Annotated in this window: 17 protein-coding genes and 3 tRNA genes; 14 read left to right on the top strand and 6 right to left on the bottom strand. The window is 49.4% G+C overall.

Going from position 1 to position 19,428, the window contains the following annotated elements; genetic code table 11:
* The first annotated feature begins 2 nt into the window (after positions 1-2).
* Positions 3-3,461, top strand: a complete 3,459-nt coding sequence (locus tag CEK71_RS19570; protein WP_088620959.1) for a YhaN family protein — start codon at positions 3-5, stop codon at positions 3,459-3,461.
* Between the two features lie 153 nt (positions 3,462-3,614).
* Positions 3,615-3,758 (top strand): hypothetical protein, encoded by a 144-nt coding sequence (locus CEK71_RS22860; protein ID WP_157679450.1) that lies wholly within the window; start codon positions 3,615-3,617, stop codon positions 3,756-3,758.
* 96 nt (positions 3,759-3,854) lie between these two features.
* Here the strand turns inward: CEK71_RS22860 and CEK71_RS19565 are convergent, their stop codons facing one another.
* Positions 3,855-4,898: a tRNA (5-methylaminomethyl-2-thiouridylate)-methyltransferase gene (locus tag CEK71_RS19565; protein ID WP_088620958.1), complete on the bottom strand. Its 1,044-nt coding sequence runs from the start codon at positions 4,896-4,898 to the stop codon at positions 3,855-3,857.
* 128 nt (positions 4,899-5,026) lie between these two features.
* Here CEK71_RS19565 and CEK71_RS19560 point away from each other — a divergent pair, with 128 nt between their 5' ends.
* Positions 5,027-6,268 carry a PilT/PilU family type 4a pilus ATPase gene (locus CEK71_RS19560; protein WP_269766579.1) on the top strand — a complete coding sequence of 414 codons (1,242 nt, stop codon included), beginning with the start codon at positions 5,027-5,029 and terminating at the stop codon, positions 6,266-6,268.
* 23 nt (positions 6,269-6,291) lie between these two features.
* Here the strand turns inward: CEK71_RS19560 and ampD are convergent, their stop codons facing one another.
* The gene (ampD, locus tag CEK71_RS19555; RefSeq protein WP_088621701.1) at positions 6,292-6,834 is read right to left on the bottom strand and encodes a 1,6-anhydro-N-acetylmuramyl-L-alanine amidase AmpD; all 543 of its coding nucleotides are present in this window, start codon (positions 6,832-6,834) and stop codon (positions 6,292-6,294) included.
* Positions 6,835-6,926: 92 nt separating this feature from the next.
* Between ampD and CEK71_RS19550 the strand changes: the two genes are divergently transcribed.
* The 4 genes from CEK71_RS19550 to CEK71_RS19535 all read left to right on the top strand — a co-directional run bounded on the left by CEK71_RS19550 (position 6,927) and on the right by CEK71_RS19535 (position 8,776).
* Positions 6,927-8,228: a competence/damage-inducible protein A gene (locus CEK71_RS19550; RefSeq protein WP_088620957.1), complete on the top strand. Its 1,302-nt coding sequence runs from the start codon at positions 6,927-6,929 to the stop codon at positions 8,226-8,228.
* A gap of 283 nt (positions 8,229-8,511) precedes the next feature.
* A tRNA-Pro gene (locus CEK71_RS19545) sits at positions 8,512-8,588 on the top strand.
* A gap of 4 nt (positions 8,589-8,592) precedes the next feature.
* Positions 8,593-8,669 (top strand) — tRNA-Arg (locus tag CEK71_RS19540).
* Positions 8,670-8,700: 31 nt separating this feature from the next.
* A tRNA-His gene (locus CEK71_RS19535) sits at positions 8,701-8,776 on the top strand.
* A gap of 430 nt (positions 8,777-9,206) precedes the next feature.
* Here CEK71_RS19535 and CEK71_RS19530 read toward each other — a convergent pair.
* The 3 genes from CEK71_RS19530 to CEK71_RS19520 form a co-directional block, all read right to left on the bottom strand.
* Positions 9,207-9,779: a hypothetical protein gene (locus CEK71_RS19530; RefSeq protein ID WP_088620956.1), complete on the bottom strand. Its 573-nt coding sequence runs from the start codon at positions 9,777-9,779 to the stop codon at positions 9,207-9,209.
* Positions 9,779-10,741 (bottom strand): hypothetical protein, encoded by a 963-nt coding sequence (locus CEK71_RS19525; protein WP_157679448.1) that lies wholly within the window; start codon positions 10,739-10,741, stop codon positions 9,779-9,781. Before CEK71_RS19525 ends, CEK71_RS19530 begins: the two co-directional genes overlap by 1 nt.
* Before the next feature lie 312 nt (positions 10,742-11,053).
* A complete protein-coding gene (locus CEK71_RS19520; protein ID WP_157679446.1) occupies positions 11,054-11,719 on the bottom strand; it encodes a DUF3014 domain-containing protein in 666 nt (221 codons plus the stop codon).
* Positions 11,720-11,760: 41 nt separating this feature from the next.
* Here CEK71_RS19520 and CEK71_RS19515 point away from each other — a divergent pair, with 41 nt between their 5' ends.
* Complete coding sequence (locus CEK71_RS19515) at positions 11,761-12,345, top strand: hypothetical protein (protein WP_088620953.1); 585 nt, start codon at positions 11,761-11,763, stop codon at positions 12,343-12,345.
* On the top strand, positions 12,333-12,470 hold the full coding sequence (locus CEK71_RS22855) for a hypothetical protein (RefSeq protein ID WP_157679444.1): 138 nt from the start codon (positions 12,333-12,335) through the stop codon (positions 12,468-12,470). Before CEK71_RS19515 ends, CEK71_RS22855 begins: the two co-directional genes overlap by 13 nt.
* An 18-nt stretch (positions 12,471-12,488) precedes the next feature.
* Here CEK71_RS22855 and CEK71_RS19510 read toward each other — a convergent pair whose 3' ends face one another.
* Positions 12,489-12,752 carry a hypothetical protein gene (locus CEK71_RS19510; protein WP_088620952.1) on the bottom strand — a complete coding sequence of 88 codons (264 nt, stop codon included), beginning with the start codon at positions 12,750-12,752 and terminating at the stop codon, positions 12,489-12,491.
* A gap of 205 nt (positions 12,753-12,957) precedes the next feature.
* On the opposite strand from CEK71_RS19510, the gene CEK71_RS19505 reads away from it, so the two are divergent.
* The 5 genes from CEK71_RS19505 (at position 12,958) to CEK71_RS19485 (ending at position 18,977) form a co-directional block, all read left to right on the top strand.
* Complete coding sequence (locus CEK71_RS19505) at positions 12,958-13,620, top strand: recombinase family protein (protein ID WP_088620951.1); 663 nt, start codon at positions 12,958-12,960, stop codon at positions 13,618-13,620.
* Between the two features lie 182 nt (positions 13,621-13,802).
* Positions 13,803-14,159, top strand: coding sequence for a hypothetical protein (locus CEK71_RS19500; protein ID WP_198328345.1), 357 nt, complete (start codon positions 13,803-13,805; stop codon positions 14,157-14,159).
* Between the two features lie 100 nt (positions 14,160-14,259).
* A complete protein-coding gene (locus CEK71_RS19495) occupies positions 14,260-14,901 on the top strand; it encodes an AAA family ATPase (RefSeq protein ID WP_088620949.1) in 642 nt (213 codons plus the stop codon).
* A complete protein-coding gene (locus CEK71_RS19490) occupies positions 14,888-15,187 on the top strand; it encodes a hypothetical protein (protein WP_088620948.1) in 300 nt (99 codons plus the stop codon). Before CEK71_RS19495 ends, CEK71_RS19490 begins: the two co-directional genes overlap by 14 nt.
* 670 nt (positions 15,188-15,857) lie before the next feature.
* A complete protein-coding gene (locus tag CEK71_RS19485) occupies positions 15,858-18,977 on the top strand; it encodes a plasmid replication protein, CyRepA1 family (RefSeq protein WP_088620947.1) in 3,120 nt (1,039 codons plus the stop codon).
* Positions 18,978-19,428: the final 451 nt, after the last annotated feature.

The raw sequence follows: 19,428 nt of genomic DNA, 5'->3' as shown, positions 1-19,428 counted from the left end.
TTATGCGGTTTCAGCGTGTCGACCTTATCAAATATGGCAAGTTTTCTGACCAATCGGTCGGGTTTCCTGCCGCCCAATACGATTTTCATCTGGTTGTCGGCCCGAATGAGGCGGGCAAGTCCACGTTGCGCTCGGCGATTGTCGATTTGCTGTTCGGCATTCCGACCCGTTCGACCTTAAATTTTATCCATCCGCTCAATGAATTACGGTTGGGGGCGCACATCAGCAATGCCTCTGGGGCTTTGGAATTTCACCGCGCCAAGGCGCAAAAGCAAACCTTGCGTTCGCCAGCCGATGCGGTATTGCCGGAGGCGGCGTTGGTGCCGTTTATCGGGACGGCGGACAGGCATTTCTTTGACCAGATGTTTGGCCTTGACCACACGCGCTTGATTGCCGGGGGCAACAGCATTTTAAATGCCGAAAATGATGTCGGCCAGATTCTGTTCCAATCGGCGGCGGGGGTTGCCAGTTTGGGCAAAATCCGTGATGCGTTGCTGACCGAGGCCAGCCATTTATGGGCACCGAGAAAATCGGCGGAACGGGCTTATTATATCGCCGCCGATCAGCTCGACAAGGCGACCACGGCCTTAAAGGAAGCCACGGTGCGGACAAAGGTGTGGGTGGAGGCGCATCATAAGGTTGAGGCGTTGCAACAGCAATTAAGTGACGAGCGCGACCGCCACCAGCAGTTGCAAAGCCAGCGCAATAGCCTTGAGCGTATCCGGCGGTTAGCCCCTTATCTGGCGGCGATTAGGGATAATGAACAGCAATTGGCGGAATTGGGTGCGGTGATTGAATTGCCTGGGGATGCGGCAGCCATTTTGTCGGCTTCGGAGCGGGAGCTTGCGGTCGCCCGCCAGCTTTTAGCGTTGCGTACGGGCGAGGCGGAAAAGACTCAGGCGGCTTTAGGGCAAATCCCGCTGGACGAAGCGGTGCTGGCGATGGCGGCGGACATCAGCAAGCTCGATAATCTGCGCCAGCAATACAGCCCCTATAGCCGCGATATAGAGCGGCGCAAAAATGAGATTGCCTTGCTTTGGCAAAACGTGGCTGATTTATGCGCCCAATTGGGTTGGCAACCGGAATCGGAATCAGCCATCAGCTTACGTTTGCCTAAGCAATTGGTGCAGCGTGAGCTGAGGCGGCAAGCCCATAGTCATGGCGGCATTATCCAGGCGTTGCGGGCGGCGGAAAAAGCTGAAAGCAACAAGCTGGCGGAGATTGACGGGTTGTCTAAGCAATTGGCCAGTTTGTGCGCGGGTGAAATTAAGTCGGCGTTGCGGGCGGCTTTGGCAAAGGCTAAGTCTTTGGGGGATGTGGATACGGCCAGCCAAAAGCAGCAGGGGAAGCTGGCGAAAGCCCAGGCGGCGTTGGCCGATGCGCTAGCGGCATTGGGGGCTTGGCAAAAGCCGTTAGCGGAATTGCTGGCTATGCAGCCGCCAAGCCAAACACGCATTAACCGCTTGCTGCAAGAGCGGCGCGAACTGGTGGCCGACCAAAAAGCGGCCTTAAGCCGACTGAACAGCCAAAAAGCTGAGGTTGGCCGGATTGGCATAGAGATTTCGCAATTTCAGGAACTGCATCATCCCACCACCCATGAAGCCGTTCTGTACGCGCGGCATGAACGCGATGCCTTATGGTTGGCGATGAAAGCCGGAGAGAACACCCTGCAAAAAGCGGCACCACGGTTTGAGGTGACGCTACGCCAAGCCGATTTGGTTGCCGACAGGCGGCTTGATGATGTGGGGGAGGCAACCGAACTGCAAAGTTTAGAACATCAGTTGGAGCGGGAGCAGCATAATCTGTCGATGATTGACGGCCAGTATGCCGAGTTGGGCAAAGTCCTGCAAGCCTTTGATGGGGCGTGGGCTGAGCAGGCGGCGGGGCTGGGTTTGCTGGCGATGCCGTTGGAGGAGTTGGGCGCTTGGCTAGGGAAGCGGGAAAAGGTGCTGGCGGCGGCACTGGTTTGTCAGGAGGTGCAGTCCGAGTTGGATTTGACCGCCGATAGGGTGGCTCAGGCGCAGCTAGGCCTGAGTCAAGCGTTGCGCGAAACCGGGCTGGCGGTATCCGATGACGATAATCTGGCGGTACTGACGGTACAAGCGGAACGCTTTATCCAAGACATTGATGATGCCAATGTCCGGCGCGACACCTTGGCGGCGCAATTGCTGACCGCGCAAACCCTAGCGGCCACCTTAAAGCAAGCGACCGACGGGGCGAGGGCAGAAGAGCACCGTTGGATTGCGGCCTGGTCTGATATGCTGGCGAAGGCGGGTTTAGCCGCTGACAGCGCTTTGGGGGCGGTCGAAGACGCGCTGGAGCTGATTGGCTTAATGGAAGAAAAATTGAGCAAAATGCGCCAGATTCGGGTAGAACGTATTGATACCATGAATGCGGATCTTAAGGCATTCTCGGCCGATGCCCAGCGGTTGGCGCAAAGCCTTGCCCCTGAACTGAATGCGGCACCGACCAATGAAATCGCCATTGAGTTAGCTAGTCGGCTCGCCCAAGCCCGTGCGGCCTATGCAGAACGGGAGCGCTTAACGGAGATGTTGCGGGTGGCAAATGCCCAAGTGGGTGAGGCTAATGAGTCGATACAAACGGCCACGGCCAACCTCAGGCCGTTGATGGAACGGGCGGGGGTTGACAGTTGTGCCTTGTTGGCGGAAGCCATTGCTAGGTCTGACGATTATCGCCATTTACAGGCTAAGCTGGCCGAAGCGAAGGCCACTTTTCTTAATGGCGGCGATGGCCTCAGCCAAGTACAAATCGAAGCGGAGATTGATGCCGCCGACCTGGTCCGACTCGTCGCCGAGTTGGCGAAAATTGATGCCGAACTGGCGGACACCGTAGAGCAGCAAACCGGGCTGTCGGCCAATTTAGCCAACGCGGCACGGCTATTAGCCGACATCGGCGGTTCTGATGCAGCAGCCCAAGCCGAGGGGCAACGCCAAGAAGCGTTGGCGAAAATGTCGGAGGTGGCGGAGCGGTATGTTAAGGTACTCACTGCTGGGCATTTGCTGCGCTGGTCGATAGACCGTTATCGGCAAGACAAGCAAGGGCCGTTGCTGGGGCGGGCAGGGGCGATTTTTTCGACCTTGACTTCAGGGGCATTTTTGAAGTTGGTGGTGGATTTTGAGCGCGTGCCGATGGTGTTGGAAGGCTTGCGTGCCGACGGCAAGTTAGTCGGTATTGCTGGGATGAGCGACGGTACGCGCGACCAACTCTATTTGGCATTACGGCTGGCGGCTTTAGAAATGCACTTGGAACAAACCCTGCCATTGCCGTTTATCGCCGACGATTTGTTTATAAATTACGATGATGTCCGCGCCAAAGCCGGGTTTGAAGCCCTGAAAAGCTTATCCGCCCAGACGCAGGTGATTTTCCTTAGCCACCATGACCATCTGATCCCCACCGTGCAAGCCGTGTTTGGCGAGCAGGTGAATATTGTCTTTTTGTGAGGCGGGCTGATAACATCAGCACTGCGCTGAAAAATAAAGCGGAACGGTTTCACATAAATGCACATTGCGGGTAGGAATATTGCCAATATTCGCTACGCTATAGTTAATCTCCAATAAATAACGGATAACAATGTGATGGGCAAGTTTGTAACAATGAGAACAGTGGCGTGGTTGCTGATCGGCGTTCTGATCATTTATGGTTTGTTGACCCATCCAGAGCGTTTATTGCCTTGGTCGGTTAAGGCGACCCCGGTTGTGCAGCCTATTGTTTTGCCTAAGGATGCCAGGATAGCGTAGCGGTGCATGGGGGCATTTTGGGGGCGCGGGCATTTTGCTTGCTTTTGCGGGCAAGATGCCTGCGCTCCACTTAAACGGATGCTACTGATAAGCCCTTTAAATATACCACTCTTTAGGGAATTCTTCTTTGGCTATGGGTGTGACGGTAATGACGCGCTCTATGCCGGCTTTGTCGAGAATGGCGACATCGACCTGTTCCGCTTCGCGGCCTTGGCCGAAGCGGGCGGTGATACGCGCGGCGAGGAACAGATCTTCAGCCGAGGGTTCGCCATCCAATAACACTAAGGGGCCGTTATGGCTGGTCGCCAGCAGGCTGATATAGTCTTTTTTATAGCCTTGCAAAAAGCGGCCTTCGCCTTCTTCGCGGGCGACAATCAGCTTAAAATGCGGGGCAGGGCGGATATGGCGGCCTACTTTTAACAGCATGACATCATCGAGTTCGTAGTCTTTACTGCCTTGTGCTTGCCATAAATCGACCAATTTGGCGGTATAGTTTTTATCGACCAAAAAGCAGCAGCCACCCGCAGGTTGCGAGTAGTCGTCAATGCCGAACTGTTCGGCCATCGCCATTTGCGGTTTGCGTGAGCGGCCCGTAATGTCATGCAGTTTTTCCCTATTCACCCAACCTTCGCGCTCAGGAATGGTTTCCGGCAGATTTTTGGCGCACAGCGGGCGCAACAGCAAATCATCAGCGCCGGATTGTTTGGCGATGATCGGCATGGTGTTTTTGCGCTGTGACATAGGCCGTTGCCCAATGACTTCGCCGGTGATGATAAAATCGAACTGGTTTTCCGCCAGCCAACGTTTGGCGCGGTTGACCATAAATATTTTGCAGTCCAGGCAGGGGTTAAGGTGCGCCCCGTAACCGTGCTTGGGGTTAATCAGCACGTTTTTATATTCTTCGATGACATCAACGATATGCAGTTTAATGCCCAATTGTTCGGCGACCCACAGGGCGTTGTTGCGTTTGGGTTTGGCTTTGTCCTTATCGCGGATCGCATGGGTGTGGCCTTCGACACAAAAGCCGGTGAAAAAATTGATGCCTTCGACATGGATGCCTTGTTCCATGATGGTTTTCGCGGCAAGCATAGAGTCTAGGCCGCCGGAAATCAGTGCCACGGCTTTTCTTTGTTGAGTCATAACCTTAAGTTGATTGATAATTATTGGCTGTTATGGGTAAATCAATGGCATTATACGCGGATATTTGCATTATCTGCTGTTCTTGAGCGGGTTTATCACCCATTTAACTTTTATACGACGAGCTTTTTATGGAATTCAAAGATTATCTGACCATTCTTGTCCGCCACGACGGTTCCGATTTGTATTTGACGGTAGACGCGCCGCCTGCCGCTAAGTTTCAGGGAGCGTTGAAGCCCTTAGAAAATATAAAATTGACCAATGAAAAACTGAAAGAAATCGCCTTTGGCCTGATGGACGACGATCAAAGAAAGGCTTTTGAAGTTACACCGGAAATGAATTTGGCGATTTCCGAGCCGGGCATCGGGCGGTTTCGGGTGAATATTTTCCGGCAGCGTAATAATTTCGCGTTGGTTATCCGCAATATTAAGGTGGAAATCCCCAATGCCGATAAGTTAGGCCTGCCGCAAATCCTCAAAAATGTCATTATGGAAAAGCGCGGGTTGATATTGTTTGTCGGCGGTACGGGGTCGGGCAAATCGACATCGCTGGCGGCGCTGATCGACCACCGCAACAGTAACTCGTCGGGCCATATCATCACCATTGAAGACCCTATCGAGTATATCCATCCGCATAAAAAGTCGTTGGTTAACCAGCGTGAGGTCGGCGTGGATACCATGAGCTATGAAGACGCGTTAAAAAACACCTTGCGGCAAGCCCCCGACGTGATCCTGATCGGCGAAATCCGTAGCCGTGAGACCATGGAACACGCGCTGGCCTTTGCCGAAACCGGACATTTATGCCTATCGACCTTACACGCCAATAACTCTAACCAAGCCTTAGACCGTATCCTGAACTTTTTCCCGGAAGAGCGCCATAATCAGTTATTGCTGGACTTGTCGTTGAACTTAAAAGCCTTTATTTCGCAACGGCTGGTGCCGACTATTGAAGGTAAGCGTGTTGCCGCGATTGAAATTTTATTGTCCTCGCAACTGGTGCGCGATTTGATTTTGAAAGGCGAAGTGCAAAATATTAAGGAGGCGATGGAGAAATCAGAGAATATCGGTATGCAGACCTTCGATAGCCATTTGATGCGCTTATACAAAGAAGGGATCATTTCTTTGGAAGAAGCCCTGCAAAACTCCGACTCGCCCAATAACTTAAAGTTAAAAATTAATTTAAGCGAAGGCTTGGGGTCAAAATCACCAACCGATCAAGGAGGCCATACCAGCGGCGGTTTATCGTTAGAGGCTATCCATAAAGAAAGCGAAGAGGAGGAAGCGGCGACTCCCCACCAACCTTCAATGGCGACGGGCATCGAACGGGTCAATTACGCCCCACATGTCCCCGAACCCAAAACAGTTAATAAGTAGCCGTTGTTACCCGATAGGGCGGGTTACGCCAGCAAGCCTCTTAAATAGTTCCAGTCAAACGTTGCGCCGGGGTCGGTTTTACGCCCCGGGGCAATGTCGCTGTGTCCGGTGATATGCTGCTTGGCCAAGCGCGGATATGCAGCCAATAAGGTCTTAATCACCGCTGCTAATTGTTGGTATTGCGCCTCGGTATAAGGCGTTTGCTCGCAGCCTTCCAACTCGATACCGATAGAAAAATCATTGCAGCGGTCACGCCCTTGGTAATGGGATACCCCGGCGTGCCAAGCACGGCGGTCAAACGGCACATATTGCACACAGGCGCCATCGCGGCGGATCAGCAAGTGCGCGGACACTTTCAGTTGATAAATGCCGGCAAAATAGGCATCATCTTCGGGATTAAGCCGATTGCAAAATAATTGGCTGATGTAGTCGCCGCCAAATTGGCCGGGCGGCAGGCTGATACAGTGGATAACCAGCAGGGAAATGTCGTCAGGGTCTGACCGCTCATCGTGGTTAGGTGAGGGCAGGTGGGTGATGCCTGTTAGCCAGTGCTGCTCTATTATCATCGGCATGTCAACGTCCGGTAAAAAGCACTTATTATTAGCCAATCTGTCCGCGCCGTACAGTCCATAACCCTATCTTTTTAAGTGAGCCTAACATGAACCCAATCCTGGAAATTTTTTCGCAAGGCGAAGAAATTGTCACCGGACATACTTTAGACACCAATGCGGCATGGCTAGCGCAACAGGCGGTCAGGCAAGGTTTTTGCGTGACCCGCCACACGGCGGTCGGCGACAAATTGGCTGACTTGGTGACGCTATTGCAGGAAATTGCCCAACGCGCCGATTGCTGTATTTGCACGGGCGGTTTAGGCCCCACCCAAGACGATTTGACCGCTGAGGCTGTGGCGTTGGCGTTTGGCGTTCCGTTGCAGTTTGACCCGAAAGCCTTTGCCCAGATTGAGGCCTTTTTTCGCTTGCGCCAGCGTGATATGCCCGAATCTAACCGCAAACAAGCCCTATTGCCGAAAGGTTCGGTACGGCTTAACAATAAGCGCGGCACGGCCCCCGGTTTTGCCCTGCGGTATCAGCGTTGCTGGTTTGTGTTTCTGCCGGGTGTGCCCAGCGAAATGCGCACGATGTTTGTCAAAAGGGTTTTGCCTTTATTGCAGAAGCAGTTCGTCTTACAGCCCAGCACCTTAATCAGCATTAAAACGTATGGTTTGGGCGAATCAGCGATTCAGCAACGCCTGAATGCTTTGGCGTTGCCCGCAGCCGTGCAGCTAGGTTTCCGTGCCGATTTAAGCGAAGTGGAGACCAAGCTGTTATTCCCTTATGCCTATCCCCAGCCGGAATTGACGGCCTTAGTGGCGGAAACGGTCGGGCTGTTGGGCGATGCGGTGTTTGCTGTCGATACCCAAGATACGCCGTCGGGTAGTATGGCCGATGTTGTCATGCAGTTTATGGCCGATAAGGGACTGAGCCTGTCATTAGTCGAAACCGCCAGCCAAGGGCTGTTAGCTAGCTTATGCGTGGGGGCCGATTGGTTGGTGGCGGCGCGTTACGAGCCGTCGCTACCGAACTGGGCAAAGCAGCACGGGCTGGTTTTTGACGGTGGCGACATTGCCGACTTGGCGCGGCAATTGGCTGGCTCGGTACCAACAGATAACCCTGCCGATTGGGTTTTAGTACAGGTATACGAGGGCAGTTATCAGCAACTGCAAGATAAAAGCCAAGCGATAACCGTACATTCGGTGCTGCTGGCCGATGCTTGTTACCATCAATCGGTGCATACCGTCACAGGCAATAGCAAGCGTAAACAAAGCCAGGCGGCTTTATTGTCCTTGGATTTGTTGCGGCGGGTTTTGCAGTTTGGCCAGTATAGTAATCCGACACTGGAAACGGGCGAAGTTAGGTTAAGCCGGTATGGGTTGCAGTTATTGGCTAATCCGCAAAAGTAGGGCAATTATTTTATCTTGAGTGGCTGAATAACTGTCCGGCAAGTGCGGCAAGTTATGCCTTGCGGCGTTTAGGTCTGTGGCTGTTGTTAATCTGAGGGGTTTGACTTGTATCTTGCTGATAATAATGTTTATTTTGTAATGAATAGAGCCTTGTTTAGGACGAGTGGTAATGGTTTAAGAAAATAATTTAAAAAACTGTTGACGGAAAACCGATACAGGTCTATCATAGTCAGCTCTTCAAGGGTGTTTGTAAAGCATTACAAATATCGGTAAAGAAAATTGTCGGGGTGTAGCGCAGTCTGGTAGCGCGTCTGCTTTGGGAGCAGAATGTCGGGGGTTCGAGTCCCTCCACCCCGACCACTTTGCGCTTGTAGCTCAACCGGATAGAGCACCAGCCTTCTAAGCTGGGGGTCGCAGGTTCGAGTCCTGCCAAGCGTACCATTTGTTTTTCCCCTATTTACCCACCATTATGGTGAGCGTAGCTCAGTTGGTAGAGTGCAGGATTGTGATTCCTGTTGTCGCGGGTTCGAGCCCCGTCGTTCACCCCAATATAATCAGTTAGTTAGCTTTAAATCCCCCTGCTTAAATCCGCTTTAATATACAATTCAATATGCAATTGCCGTCATTTTGTCGGTTCTACTACGTTTGGCAGCACGTCATAGATGTTTAGCATTGATGCCGTTCTGTGGCCTGATGCCTGCAATTTATCCCCCTCTGTTTCACTTATTTCTTTTCATGTCATACGGGTAGGCGCGAGTAGCTTGCTAATATGTTGAAATGAATTACAATTGCGGTTGAGCATGACAAGCTTTCTGTCCGCCGTTGCAAACACACGTTCCAAAGCGGGCTTGTCACAATCTCAATTTGCTAAATTTTTGGGGCTTGACATTCCACTGCTGGTGCGTGGCTGTTTTGCCTTGTGTTAAGCTTGGTTTTCTATAAGAATCAAGCAATAATGTAAGGAAATGAGCTTCTTCATTAAGTATCTGGTTGATGAAGTCTCTCTCCTAAATAATATAACCCCCAAAAACTAGCTACTATCATTTGCCAGAAAAGTAAAAAAAATATCATAATAAAAAAACCAGATACCCAAACTTGCCAAGATTCTTGGATAATTGCTTTGAGAGGCATATAGGCTGACTGTGCAAAAATGGCAAGCACAATAAGCATTAGGCTCTCTGCTGTAAGAAAAGCGAACATTGAACACAGAAATCGTCTTCTGGTTAATTCAATAGCGACACTTTGTCCATGCACTATGATGTCTATCCTTGGGGCAGGGGTAGGCATGATTTTGTCAATATCTGTTTTATTGAAGGTTGCAATTGCGGCTAAGGCCGCAATATAAAACCCTGGAAGAACTTGTACAAAGCCAAGTATCTTCGCGATTATTCCGTTGTCCGCATACAACGATACTTGACCAAATTGTTTTAATCCAAATAGCAATATAGTAGAAAATATTGCAAGTATGAGTGGATAAAGCCAATCTACCTCCCATTTTAGTTTATGATCGATAGAAAGATAAGATATGGGGCGTAGGAGATGTCTAAGCATTATGCACCTGTAAGAAGCAATTCTTTCATTTTTGCAAGAATAGGTTCGCTGAACTTATCATAAGAAGATTTTAAATCTAATTCAAAATTATCTAGTTTTTCTTTTTTAACATAAGCCTGCGCAAGCCCATCAATAGTATCCATTTCTATAGTTCTTGAAATTCCAGTGGGTGTTTCGAATTTTATTTTTGCCCGACTATAATCGTCTTTTTTATGGTTGAATACTTTTAAAATGCGATTATATTTGTCAATAATCGGATGCCCTTCGTCTACGAGCGATAATACAAGCTTTTTGCACTTCTCTTGAATATAACCTTCTTCGTCAAAACGGGTATGTTGTTCTTTATCCGTTATTAACTCAATAGAATGAATTTTTCCATTGTCCAAATCATATTCAAGCTCATGAGAAATATGTCCTCTAATATCATACTTGAAAGAAACGTTATATTTTTTAGGGTTTCCATGATTATCTACGGATCCATCAGGATGCAATTGCTCAAATTCATAAGGCACTATTTCTTTCGCATTGACGAGAATTTTATTCAACAGTTTCTGAACAGTAAATACGGTCAATCCTGTACAATGCTCCACAATGGCAAGAGCCGATTCATGGTCATGAATGGGCAATTTAATAGCTATATGTACAGAAAAATCCTGTCCTTCCTCGTCATTTTTTTCGGCGGTGCGCCGTGTCCCTTCTCTTGGATCTGTAAATACTGGATCTGACATTTCTTTATCTGACTTATTAATAAGAATACTTATTATGTTATCAGTCCAATTCCAATCGGACACATAAAGCAATGATTGTCCTCTTGATATTTCTTTAATCATTTGATTTCTTGGAACAAGGTTCATTAATTCAAAAGATTTTTTAATAGAAATGGGTTTTGGTTCTGGAAATGTTCTGGAAGAAGCTGAAATAGATAAATCATAATAGTAGACCAATCGTTCTGTTTTTTTCATGCTGTCCTAATGAAAGATTTCTGTGAATTTGATCGACAGTATAAATGGTTTTAAGCCCAGTTTCTGTTAAGTATTCACGTTTTCAAAGTATTATTTTTCTATAGAACTACGTTTTAGCTGACATTGTTAAAGCTAAAGGCATGGCAATGATAGTTAAAAAATCCTGTTTAGCAAGCCAGTAAAAAAGTCTATGATAAGCGATGGTGGGAAATGTTTTTATGGGTATTTCCGGTGGAGCGGGGGTAGTCGGCTGGCCAGTGCAAAAACAATCTTGCCGCAACAGGCGTTCACCGAACCCATCCCCCCCTTTTCTTACCGCCCACCACCATGCAGCTTAGCCAACAACGCCGCCACTTTAGTTTGGATAATCCGTGTATTCTCCGGCCCCATGCGCAGCATTTGTTTGTTGACCGGGTTCATGGCTTCCAGTTGCGGGTCGGTGTAGTGGTAGTAGATGGAGTGCTTTACGACGTTGATGTCGCCTTCGATAATCGGAGCGTTGAGGATGGCGGTGGCGGCTTTGCTTAACAAGGTATCGACGGTGTAATCGTCTGGGTAGCCTAATTCGCCCAGGACTTGTTGGCCTAGGGGTTTGAAGGTTTGGTATACGCGCAGTACGGCATCCGCGTCGAGTTGGTCGATGGCCGAGACGAAGGGTTTGTAGCGTTGGTAGCTGGCGGGGGCGATAAGTGTGCCGGTGCTGTTAACGCTAAAGGGCTGGGACAGTTTCAGGAAGTCGAGGTGTTTGTTGGTGCGTTGGCTTTGGGATAGGTCGTTCGCTAAGAGTATGAACCTTCTGATCAGGTTATCGCCGACCAGCCACGGGGCAAGCTCTGGCGCGGCGGTGAGGGTCTGGGTACGGAACTGGTTGTCGCTGCTGTCCAAAGTCGGAAGGATGATCGGGGCGGGTGGTGGGCTGGTCGGCTCAAGTTCGGGGTTAGCGTCGGCAGGTACCGGGCTGGGGGTTAGCGGACGCAACAGGCACTTAAAAAATTGCCTAATGATTTCGGAAAATAAAAATGGGCGGTTTGGGTAGCGGTAGGCAATATGGCGGGCGTTGCACGGACGACTGCCAAACGCTGGATGTCAGGCAATGGCAACGTAAAGGGCTATTGGTGGCCGGAACGGTCTTTAGCACCACTTGGTCGAACGGCGCGGCAATCCGTGCCGTGGTCGAGGCCGACAGGGTGCGGCTGGTGTATTCGGTTCGGGAATATGGCGGGGATTGGGAGCCGTTGGACTATGCCGTCATTTTGCAGACCACCGCTTGCCATTACGGCGGGGTGCGCCATTGGTTCACCTGCCCCGCCGTGCGGTGCGGTAAGCGCGTGGCCGTGCTGTACCAAGGCGGCAAGTATTTCGCTTGCCGGAACTGTTACCGATTGGCCTACCGTAGCCAGCGCGACACCCAAAGCGACAGGCTAATCCATAAGGCCGACAAATTACGCGACAAGCTGGGCTGGGAGCCGGGCATATTGAACGGCAACGGCGACAAGCCCAAAGGGATGCACTGGAAGACGTTCAGGCAACTACAGGCCGAACACGACAGGCTGGCCGATGCGGGCGTGGCTATGGCAATGCGGCGGTTTAAATGCGTCTTATGAGCGGTGGGGCAAAGTTTGCGGCCAAGGCGCGGCGGTGTCTTGGACAAACCCAACAGCGGCGCGGCTTAGGCTGGTGTTTGCCGCAAGCCAACGCCACCGTTACTTTGCCTTTTTTTGGCAACTGACTATTAGTTAAGAATAGATTAATCTCTAATATTAGCTAAATAGTCAAAAAAATCCTTTACATCATCAACATTTTTTTTATTTATTTTGTCTATTAGTGCTTTGCCACTTTTACGATATTTTTCTAATTTTTCTTTGCTTGATATAAATATATCACCAATTTCGGCAACGCCTCCAGCATTCACTGCATCTTCTATACCTTGAATTACACCATTTATACCATTTATTCTATCTGGGCTTTTCAGAATATCGAAAATTTCTTCTTTTGTTTGTTTATAATTCATAATGTTTACTTATCATTAACTAATAAAAGAGAAAAAATATATCATTAAAATCTTAAATAATGTTACTAAAAACTTTCATACATTAAAAACATTAATGCCCACGCACTTACAAAAATTAAAAGATACCGTTTAATATTTACATCTATTTACAAACATTAAATGTTCGTATAATATTTGTAAAAAATAAATCCAACGGGGCAAAACGATGAAAGCAATCATTTATACACGGGTATCGACCGCCGAACAGGGCAAAAGCGGCTTGGGGCTGGAATCACAACTCAATATGGTGACGGAGTTCTGCAAAGCCGAAAATATCGAGGTTATGGGGCATTACAGCGAAGTGGAAACCGGAAAGGGTGCGGACGCTTTGGACAAACGCCCGCAACTCGCTAAAGCCCTTGCCCATGCCAAAAAGGAAAGTGCTTACCTGGTGGTTGCCAAGCTTGACCGCTTGGGGCGCAACGTGTCTTTTATCAGCGGCCTGATGGAAAACAAAGTACCCTTTATTGTCGCCCAACTGGGCAAAGATGCCGATAGCTTCATGTTGCACCTGTACGCCGCCTTGTCCGAAAAGGAACGCGAACTGATCAGCACCCGCACCAAAGCGGCTTTGGCCGTGCTGAAAAACAAGGGCGTTAAGCTGGGCAACCATACGAACTTAGACGATGCCCGATTGAAAGCCCATGCCAGCAACAAGGAAGGCGCAACGGCTTTTGCTGATAACGTGTTCCCGATGGTTCAGCAGTTTAGGGATAATGGCGACACCTTACCAACGATAGCCGACAAGCTGAACAGCTTAGGCGTGAAGACGCGGCGAGGCGGTAAGTGGTATGCTTCGACCGTTGCCAATATTTTAAAACGGGCTTAACGTACAGAATAATGGCCTTTTGTTGATTAGCACCCATTTGTGAGCAAACCCCATGCACCATAATTGCAACGCAGTAGCTTGACGGCTATTTACCCCAACCCAAGGCTATTTTTGGAGATCGGAACCACGCCCAATAATGAACGATGTTTAACCCTAATTGTGAAGCGACCGGAAATGAACCCATGAATATATATGGTCTTTATGAAAAACCAGAAGAATTAGATAATTATGAAAAGAACATACTTATTATCCCAGCTGTAGCCTATGCTTATGCGGCGAATCAAAAAAAAGAAGATCCAGATAGTGAAATTCCGCTTGAAATAGAGGAAGTAATTTTAAAAGATGCCATTAGCTCAGCATCTTATGCAATAGTTGTTATTAAAGGTCGCTGGGAAAAAGGAGAGCATATAATTTCAACAAATGCTTATGCTTCATATGATTATGCAATGAACGCGATTCAAGGCCGCTGGGAAAAAGGGGAAAATGCAATGAGAAGTGCTGAAGAACATTATCAACTTTATTCCCAAAAATATTTATAGCTAAAGCATAATACCCCCTCAAAAATTAACTATAAAAGCACACTAAAAAAGCATCAATAAGGTATAATTTTAGTACCAAAAACACACTAAAAAACCGACCATGATTATTTTGATAGGTAGCCAAAAAGGCGGGTGCGGCAAGTCCACCACCGCCGTTAACCTGTGCGCCGAACTCGCGGGGCAAGGCCATGATGTGGTGCTGGTCGATGCCGACCGCCAAGCCACGGCGGCTAATTGGGCGATGGACAGGGCGGATAACCCCGCGCTGGCAAAAGTGCATTGTGTCCAAAAATACGAAAATATCCGTGATACCCTGCTAGACCTTAACCAGCGTTACGGCTATGTGGTAGCCGATGCCGCCGGACGCGACAGTAGGGAACTACGCACAGGCATGACCGCCGCCCACATTTTAATCGTGCCGTTCCGGCCTTCCCAACCCGACTTGGACACCTTGCCCAACATGCAGGACATCATCATCGGAGCCAAAGACATTAACCCTAGCCTAAAGGTTTACGGGCTAATCACCATGGCCCCCACTAACCCTATCATCCATGAGGAAGCGGACGCGCGGGCTTGCTTGGACGACTACCCAGAAATCCACCTGCTTACCACCCTAATCCGTGACCGGAAAGTGTACCGCGATGCCATGAGCGACGGCTTGGGCGTGGTGGAGATGGACAACCCCAAGGCCAAGGCGGAGATCAAAAGCTTAGTGGGCGAGGTGCTGCATGGTCAAGCGTAGGACACCGAAGGCCACCGCCGCCGCACAAGCCGAACCCACCCCCGAACAAATAGAGGCCTTCGCAGCCGGTGTTGACGGCGGCGCGGGTTCACCCAACAAGAAAGCCAAACCGCCGGACGCTACCGCTATCCGCGATTACAAGGCCATACGGGTTCCCTTTAACGAATACGAATACCAGCAACTGGTGCAGGGCGCGGCCTTAAGCGGACGGTCAAAACTCAATTTTATGCGTCATGCCATGCTGGTGATGGCGAAGGAATTGCAGGCGGGGAAGGGGAAAAAATAGCACTAAAACGGTGTGTTTTTGGTACTAATTTAGTACCTTTTTAGTATTGATTAAGAAAAAATAAAAATAGGGATAGTACAGTAATGGCGGAGCTTACAAGGTCGCCTTACGCATTTTAGAAGGAATTTTTACGCCTAACCTACTTTATTAAAAGTGCAGTAAGGTTCAATAAGAATCAACAAGCATCATGAAAAACTATATATAGTAGACTTTGTTTTTAAGCACACTATATAAAGGATTAATTGACAAACACCGAAGAGAATTTCTGTGCTAAGATAGCCATTAATTACCGTAGACGGTAAAAAACAGAAAGCCCCAACATCGCTCACCGTGGAAAGTAGTATGTTGGGGCTCTTTTAAACAGTCACTCACATGACTGGCATTGCGGTATACATAATAGCACAAAATTAATAAATTGACGCAACCTGCAAAATTATTAATTTATTGTGACCCCGCCATACTGGTCGTGTGATTTATTGGAGCATCCAGTGAATCAAATCACACATCGTTCAAATATAAGCCCCTACCCACAAAAGATACACCCATAAAACCATACTTAATTTTATTAAGCCGTGGTTATTTACGTCTCCTCCAACAGGTCAAAAAGCGTACCCCAATACGTTTTCAGTGAATCTGTGCGCGTGAAAATTCATGGTAAGGATGCCTTATAATGTTTACAAATAAGCCGCAACAATCAATCTGGGACATCATCAATGCCTATCATGGCGAAATTTGCGGCTTTATGGCGAATTTCGGCATTGACGGCAATAAAGCCCTGCCCCTGGCTGAAATTGGCCGCAAGATAAATTCCAACATTATCGCAGCGGACAACGACCATAGGGGCAAAGTCTTTTTTGTCCTCCATAAATATACCGCACCGGACGGGCGGGAATACCCCATTATTTTCTGCTACACCAACAAGCATGGCGGTGACAGCGACACTTGGAACGGTTACGAGGCCGTGCATGGCGAATTAAGCCACGCCCCCGACTTTGCACCGTACAAATACACCCCGCCCAAAAAACAAGCCAAACCCAAGGAAAATTGGCGCACCAAAGCGTTTGCAGAAGCGGGCGATGCCTTTATCAATGCGGCCAGCGCAGGCGTGGGCGGTTTTGCCTATATTGCCGCCAAAGGTGTCAATACGGACGGCATAGACATCCGGCGCGGTATCGGCAAGCATGGCGACTGCATTATGGTGGCTTACCGCAACCATGACGGCGGCATAGTCTGTTACCAACAGATTTACGCCGAAAACGTGCCGGGCAAGAATACGGACAAACTGTATTTTGTCGCCAATGAAGGCGACAAAAAAGGCGCGTTTGCGGTCATTGGCGACGCTTCCAAGATTAAGGACGGCGCGTATTTTTGCGAAGGGCTGGCGACCGGATTGAGCAGTTACCATGCAGACGGCATGGGCGACAATATGCTTAACAATGCCGATAAGATGCCCGTCATTGTCTGTATGGATGCCGGAAACCTGCCCCTGGTGGTGGAGTCGTTCGCTAACCGCTGTGACGACATTAAAATTTTGGCGGACAACGACCTTAACGCCGATGGGGGTAATGTCGGGATTTACAAAGCCCTTGAAGCCGCCCACACAGTAGGGGCAAAAAGCCTTTATGTGCCGTGCATGGCTGGCGACCCCCAAAAATGCGATTTTAACGACACATTAGGGTTTTACACCCTTGTTGTTCCGGTAAACCGCAGCAAGCGCACCTTACAGCTTATCGAATATGCGCCCAAGAACCGACTAAAACGCCTGTACACGCGCCTTTCCTTTGACGTTGCGGCAGAATGCCCTTACCGCTTTGATGTGGCGACAGCGGCCAATTTCGTCATGGATGCCATGCAGGGGCGCGGGTTCGACCCCGTGCAACTGAATGTTTACAGAATTATCGTGGGCAGCGTGAAAAAACGCGAAGATGCCGCGAAGAAACGGAATAAGATCACTGAAAAATTAGGGCTTACCCTCCACGACCTGCACGGCTTAGGCAACGACAACGCCAGCATTGCCCGGCATGTGCTGGAATCCGGCGGCGGGATATGGCTGGACAACCGGGGCTTAGGATCGGGGAAAACCGAACTGATGGGCGCGATTTGCGCACAGTTGGAAGGGCAGCGGATCGCTTATGTCACCCACCGTGTCAGTCTGGTGCATGATGCGGCGGGGAGGCTGGAGTTAACGTCATACCACGACACCTTGCCGGGATTTAGCCAAAATATTGCCTTATGCGTCAACAGCGCGGAAAAGTTTGGTTTGCCGACCTTTACCATTTTGCTGTTGGATGAGTTCAGGCAGATTTTAAACCATGTGATTAATGGCAGCGTACAGAACAGGCAGGCTTGTTTTAACACCCTTGTCCAAGCCATAGAACAGGCCGATTTTGTTTTGTGTTCGGATGCCGACCTTAACAACGAGTCCGTTGACTTCTTACGCCGACACACCCAAGGCAAGCCGTTAAATTTAATCAAAGCCGACAGCCGAAAAAATGACAAAACCCTGCATATCCTGAGCGGCCACAACGCCAATTTTAAGGCGATATTGGCGGAAATCAACGCGGGCGGCAGACCGTGTGTTGCCTGCACCTCCAAAAAGATGGCCGAAAAACTGCACCGTTATCTGGCCGAAAACGGGATACCCGCCGACGACGTTTTGCTAATCCATTCCCAAAATAAGGATGACGTGAAGCAATCGGCTTTCCTGAAGAACGCTAACGCCGAAGCCGGGAACTATCGGGCATTAATCTATTCACCAACCATCGGCAGCGGCGTGTCGATGAACACCGGACATTTCACCAGCAACTACCTGTTAAATTCCGGCAACCTTCCGTCTAATGAAGCCCTGCAAATGGTCGCCAGAAACCGGACGGCCACCGATATTTTTATCAGCTTTAGCCCCCAAAGGGCGCGTGACCGCGTGACCGACTTGGACTTGCTGGTGGAAGGCGATAAAAAGAAAAAAGCCCACTATCTGCAACCGGACGGCCATAACGGCTATAAGCCAACCGAATTGGGTAACCTGCGCATTGCTTACCATGCGGCGGTAAACGAAGACTTAAACGACTTCGCCAACAATTTTATTTTTTTGGCGGAGATGGGCGGCTATGCCATTGACCGTGCAGAAATCAACAATAAGCCGGACACCGCCGAATTTTCAGGGCTGGCGACCCGCACCCATGAGGCCAGGTGCGCGGCCATTTACCACGCCCAACCTATCGACCAAACCGAAGCCAAACAGATTGAAAACGGCCTTGCCTTGGCGACCCAAGAAAACTCGGACAAGCTAGACCGTTACAGGACGACGGCAATGGCTGGCACGGATAAGATCGGCTTTGACGACGTGGTGAATTATGACGGCGGCGCGGCCAAGCAATTGGCAAACTTCGAGACGGTAAACGGCGATATTAACGAAGCGGTCAAGGCGGACATTACCAATGAGATAACGCAGGACAAAGCCACATCAAAAGCATCTTTGCACAAGATTTTTACCGAAATCATCAGGCCATTGTCGGAAAACGACACCGTAATCGACAAAGAAACGGCGGCGGCGGCCTGTGAGCAATTAAAAGCCAACGCGGCGGAATTGGCGGCCAACGGCTTTAGTGATTACAGGCGCAAGGCGTTTATCCGGCCTGTTCCGATATTGGGGGCGTTTTTGGATAAGTTCGGCTATAAACTGCTTGAAATCAGCAGGACAAAGAAGGGGGTAAGGACATACCAAATTGTTCCCATAGAGCATATCCGACGCTATGCCGATAACAGGCTAAAGCGGGAAAGGTGTCAGTAATGACATTTTTTCTTAAAAGAAAGCCATTACTGACACCCGACAGATCGGCTATATACCGAACACAATTGAAGGCTAAGTTTAAATAACAGTAAAAATCCTGTTGCAGACAAGACCAAAAATCATAGCGGTTAATGGAAATGCTCGGTTTACCCAACCGGCTGGGGTGTCTGCAAAACAACTCGGTGCGCCTTTTGATCGGCAGCACTGGGCGGAAATAACATTATTGTCCTAACATGAGAAAACGGGTGACGGTCAGTCCAGGCTCCTGTCACAACACGGCAGAAACGACCCTAAAACAGCACTCATGCAAGGAAAAAACCCGAAAACCCCCAATTAAAAAAGCCTGTAAGCCTTGTCGCTTGTGGTTTGTATCGGTTTTTTAAAAAGTGTTTATGTCTGCATAAACACTTTTTTGACCCTGCGGTATCCGAAAAATAGTCCCAATAAGAGG

Source organism: Methylovulum psychrotolerans (genome assembly GCF_002209385.1).
Lineage (GTDB): Bacteria > Pseudomonadota > Gammaproteobacteria > Methylococcales > Methylomonadaceae > Methylovulum > Methylovulum psychrotolerans.
This window is presented reverse-complemented; position numbering and strand designations above follow the sequence as displayed.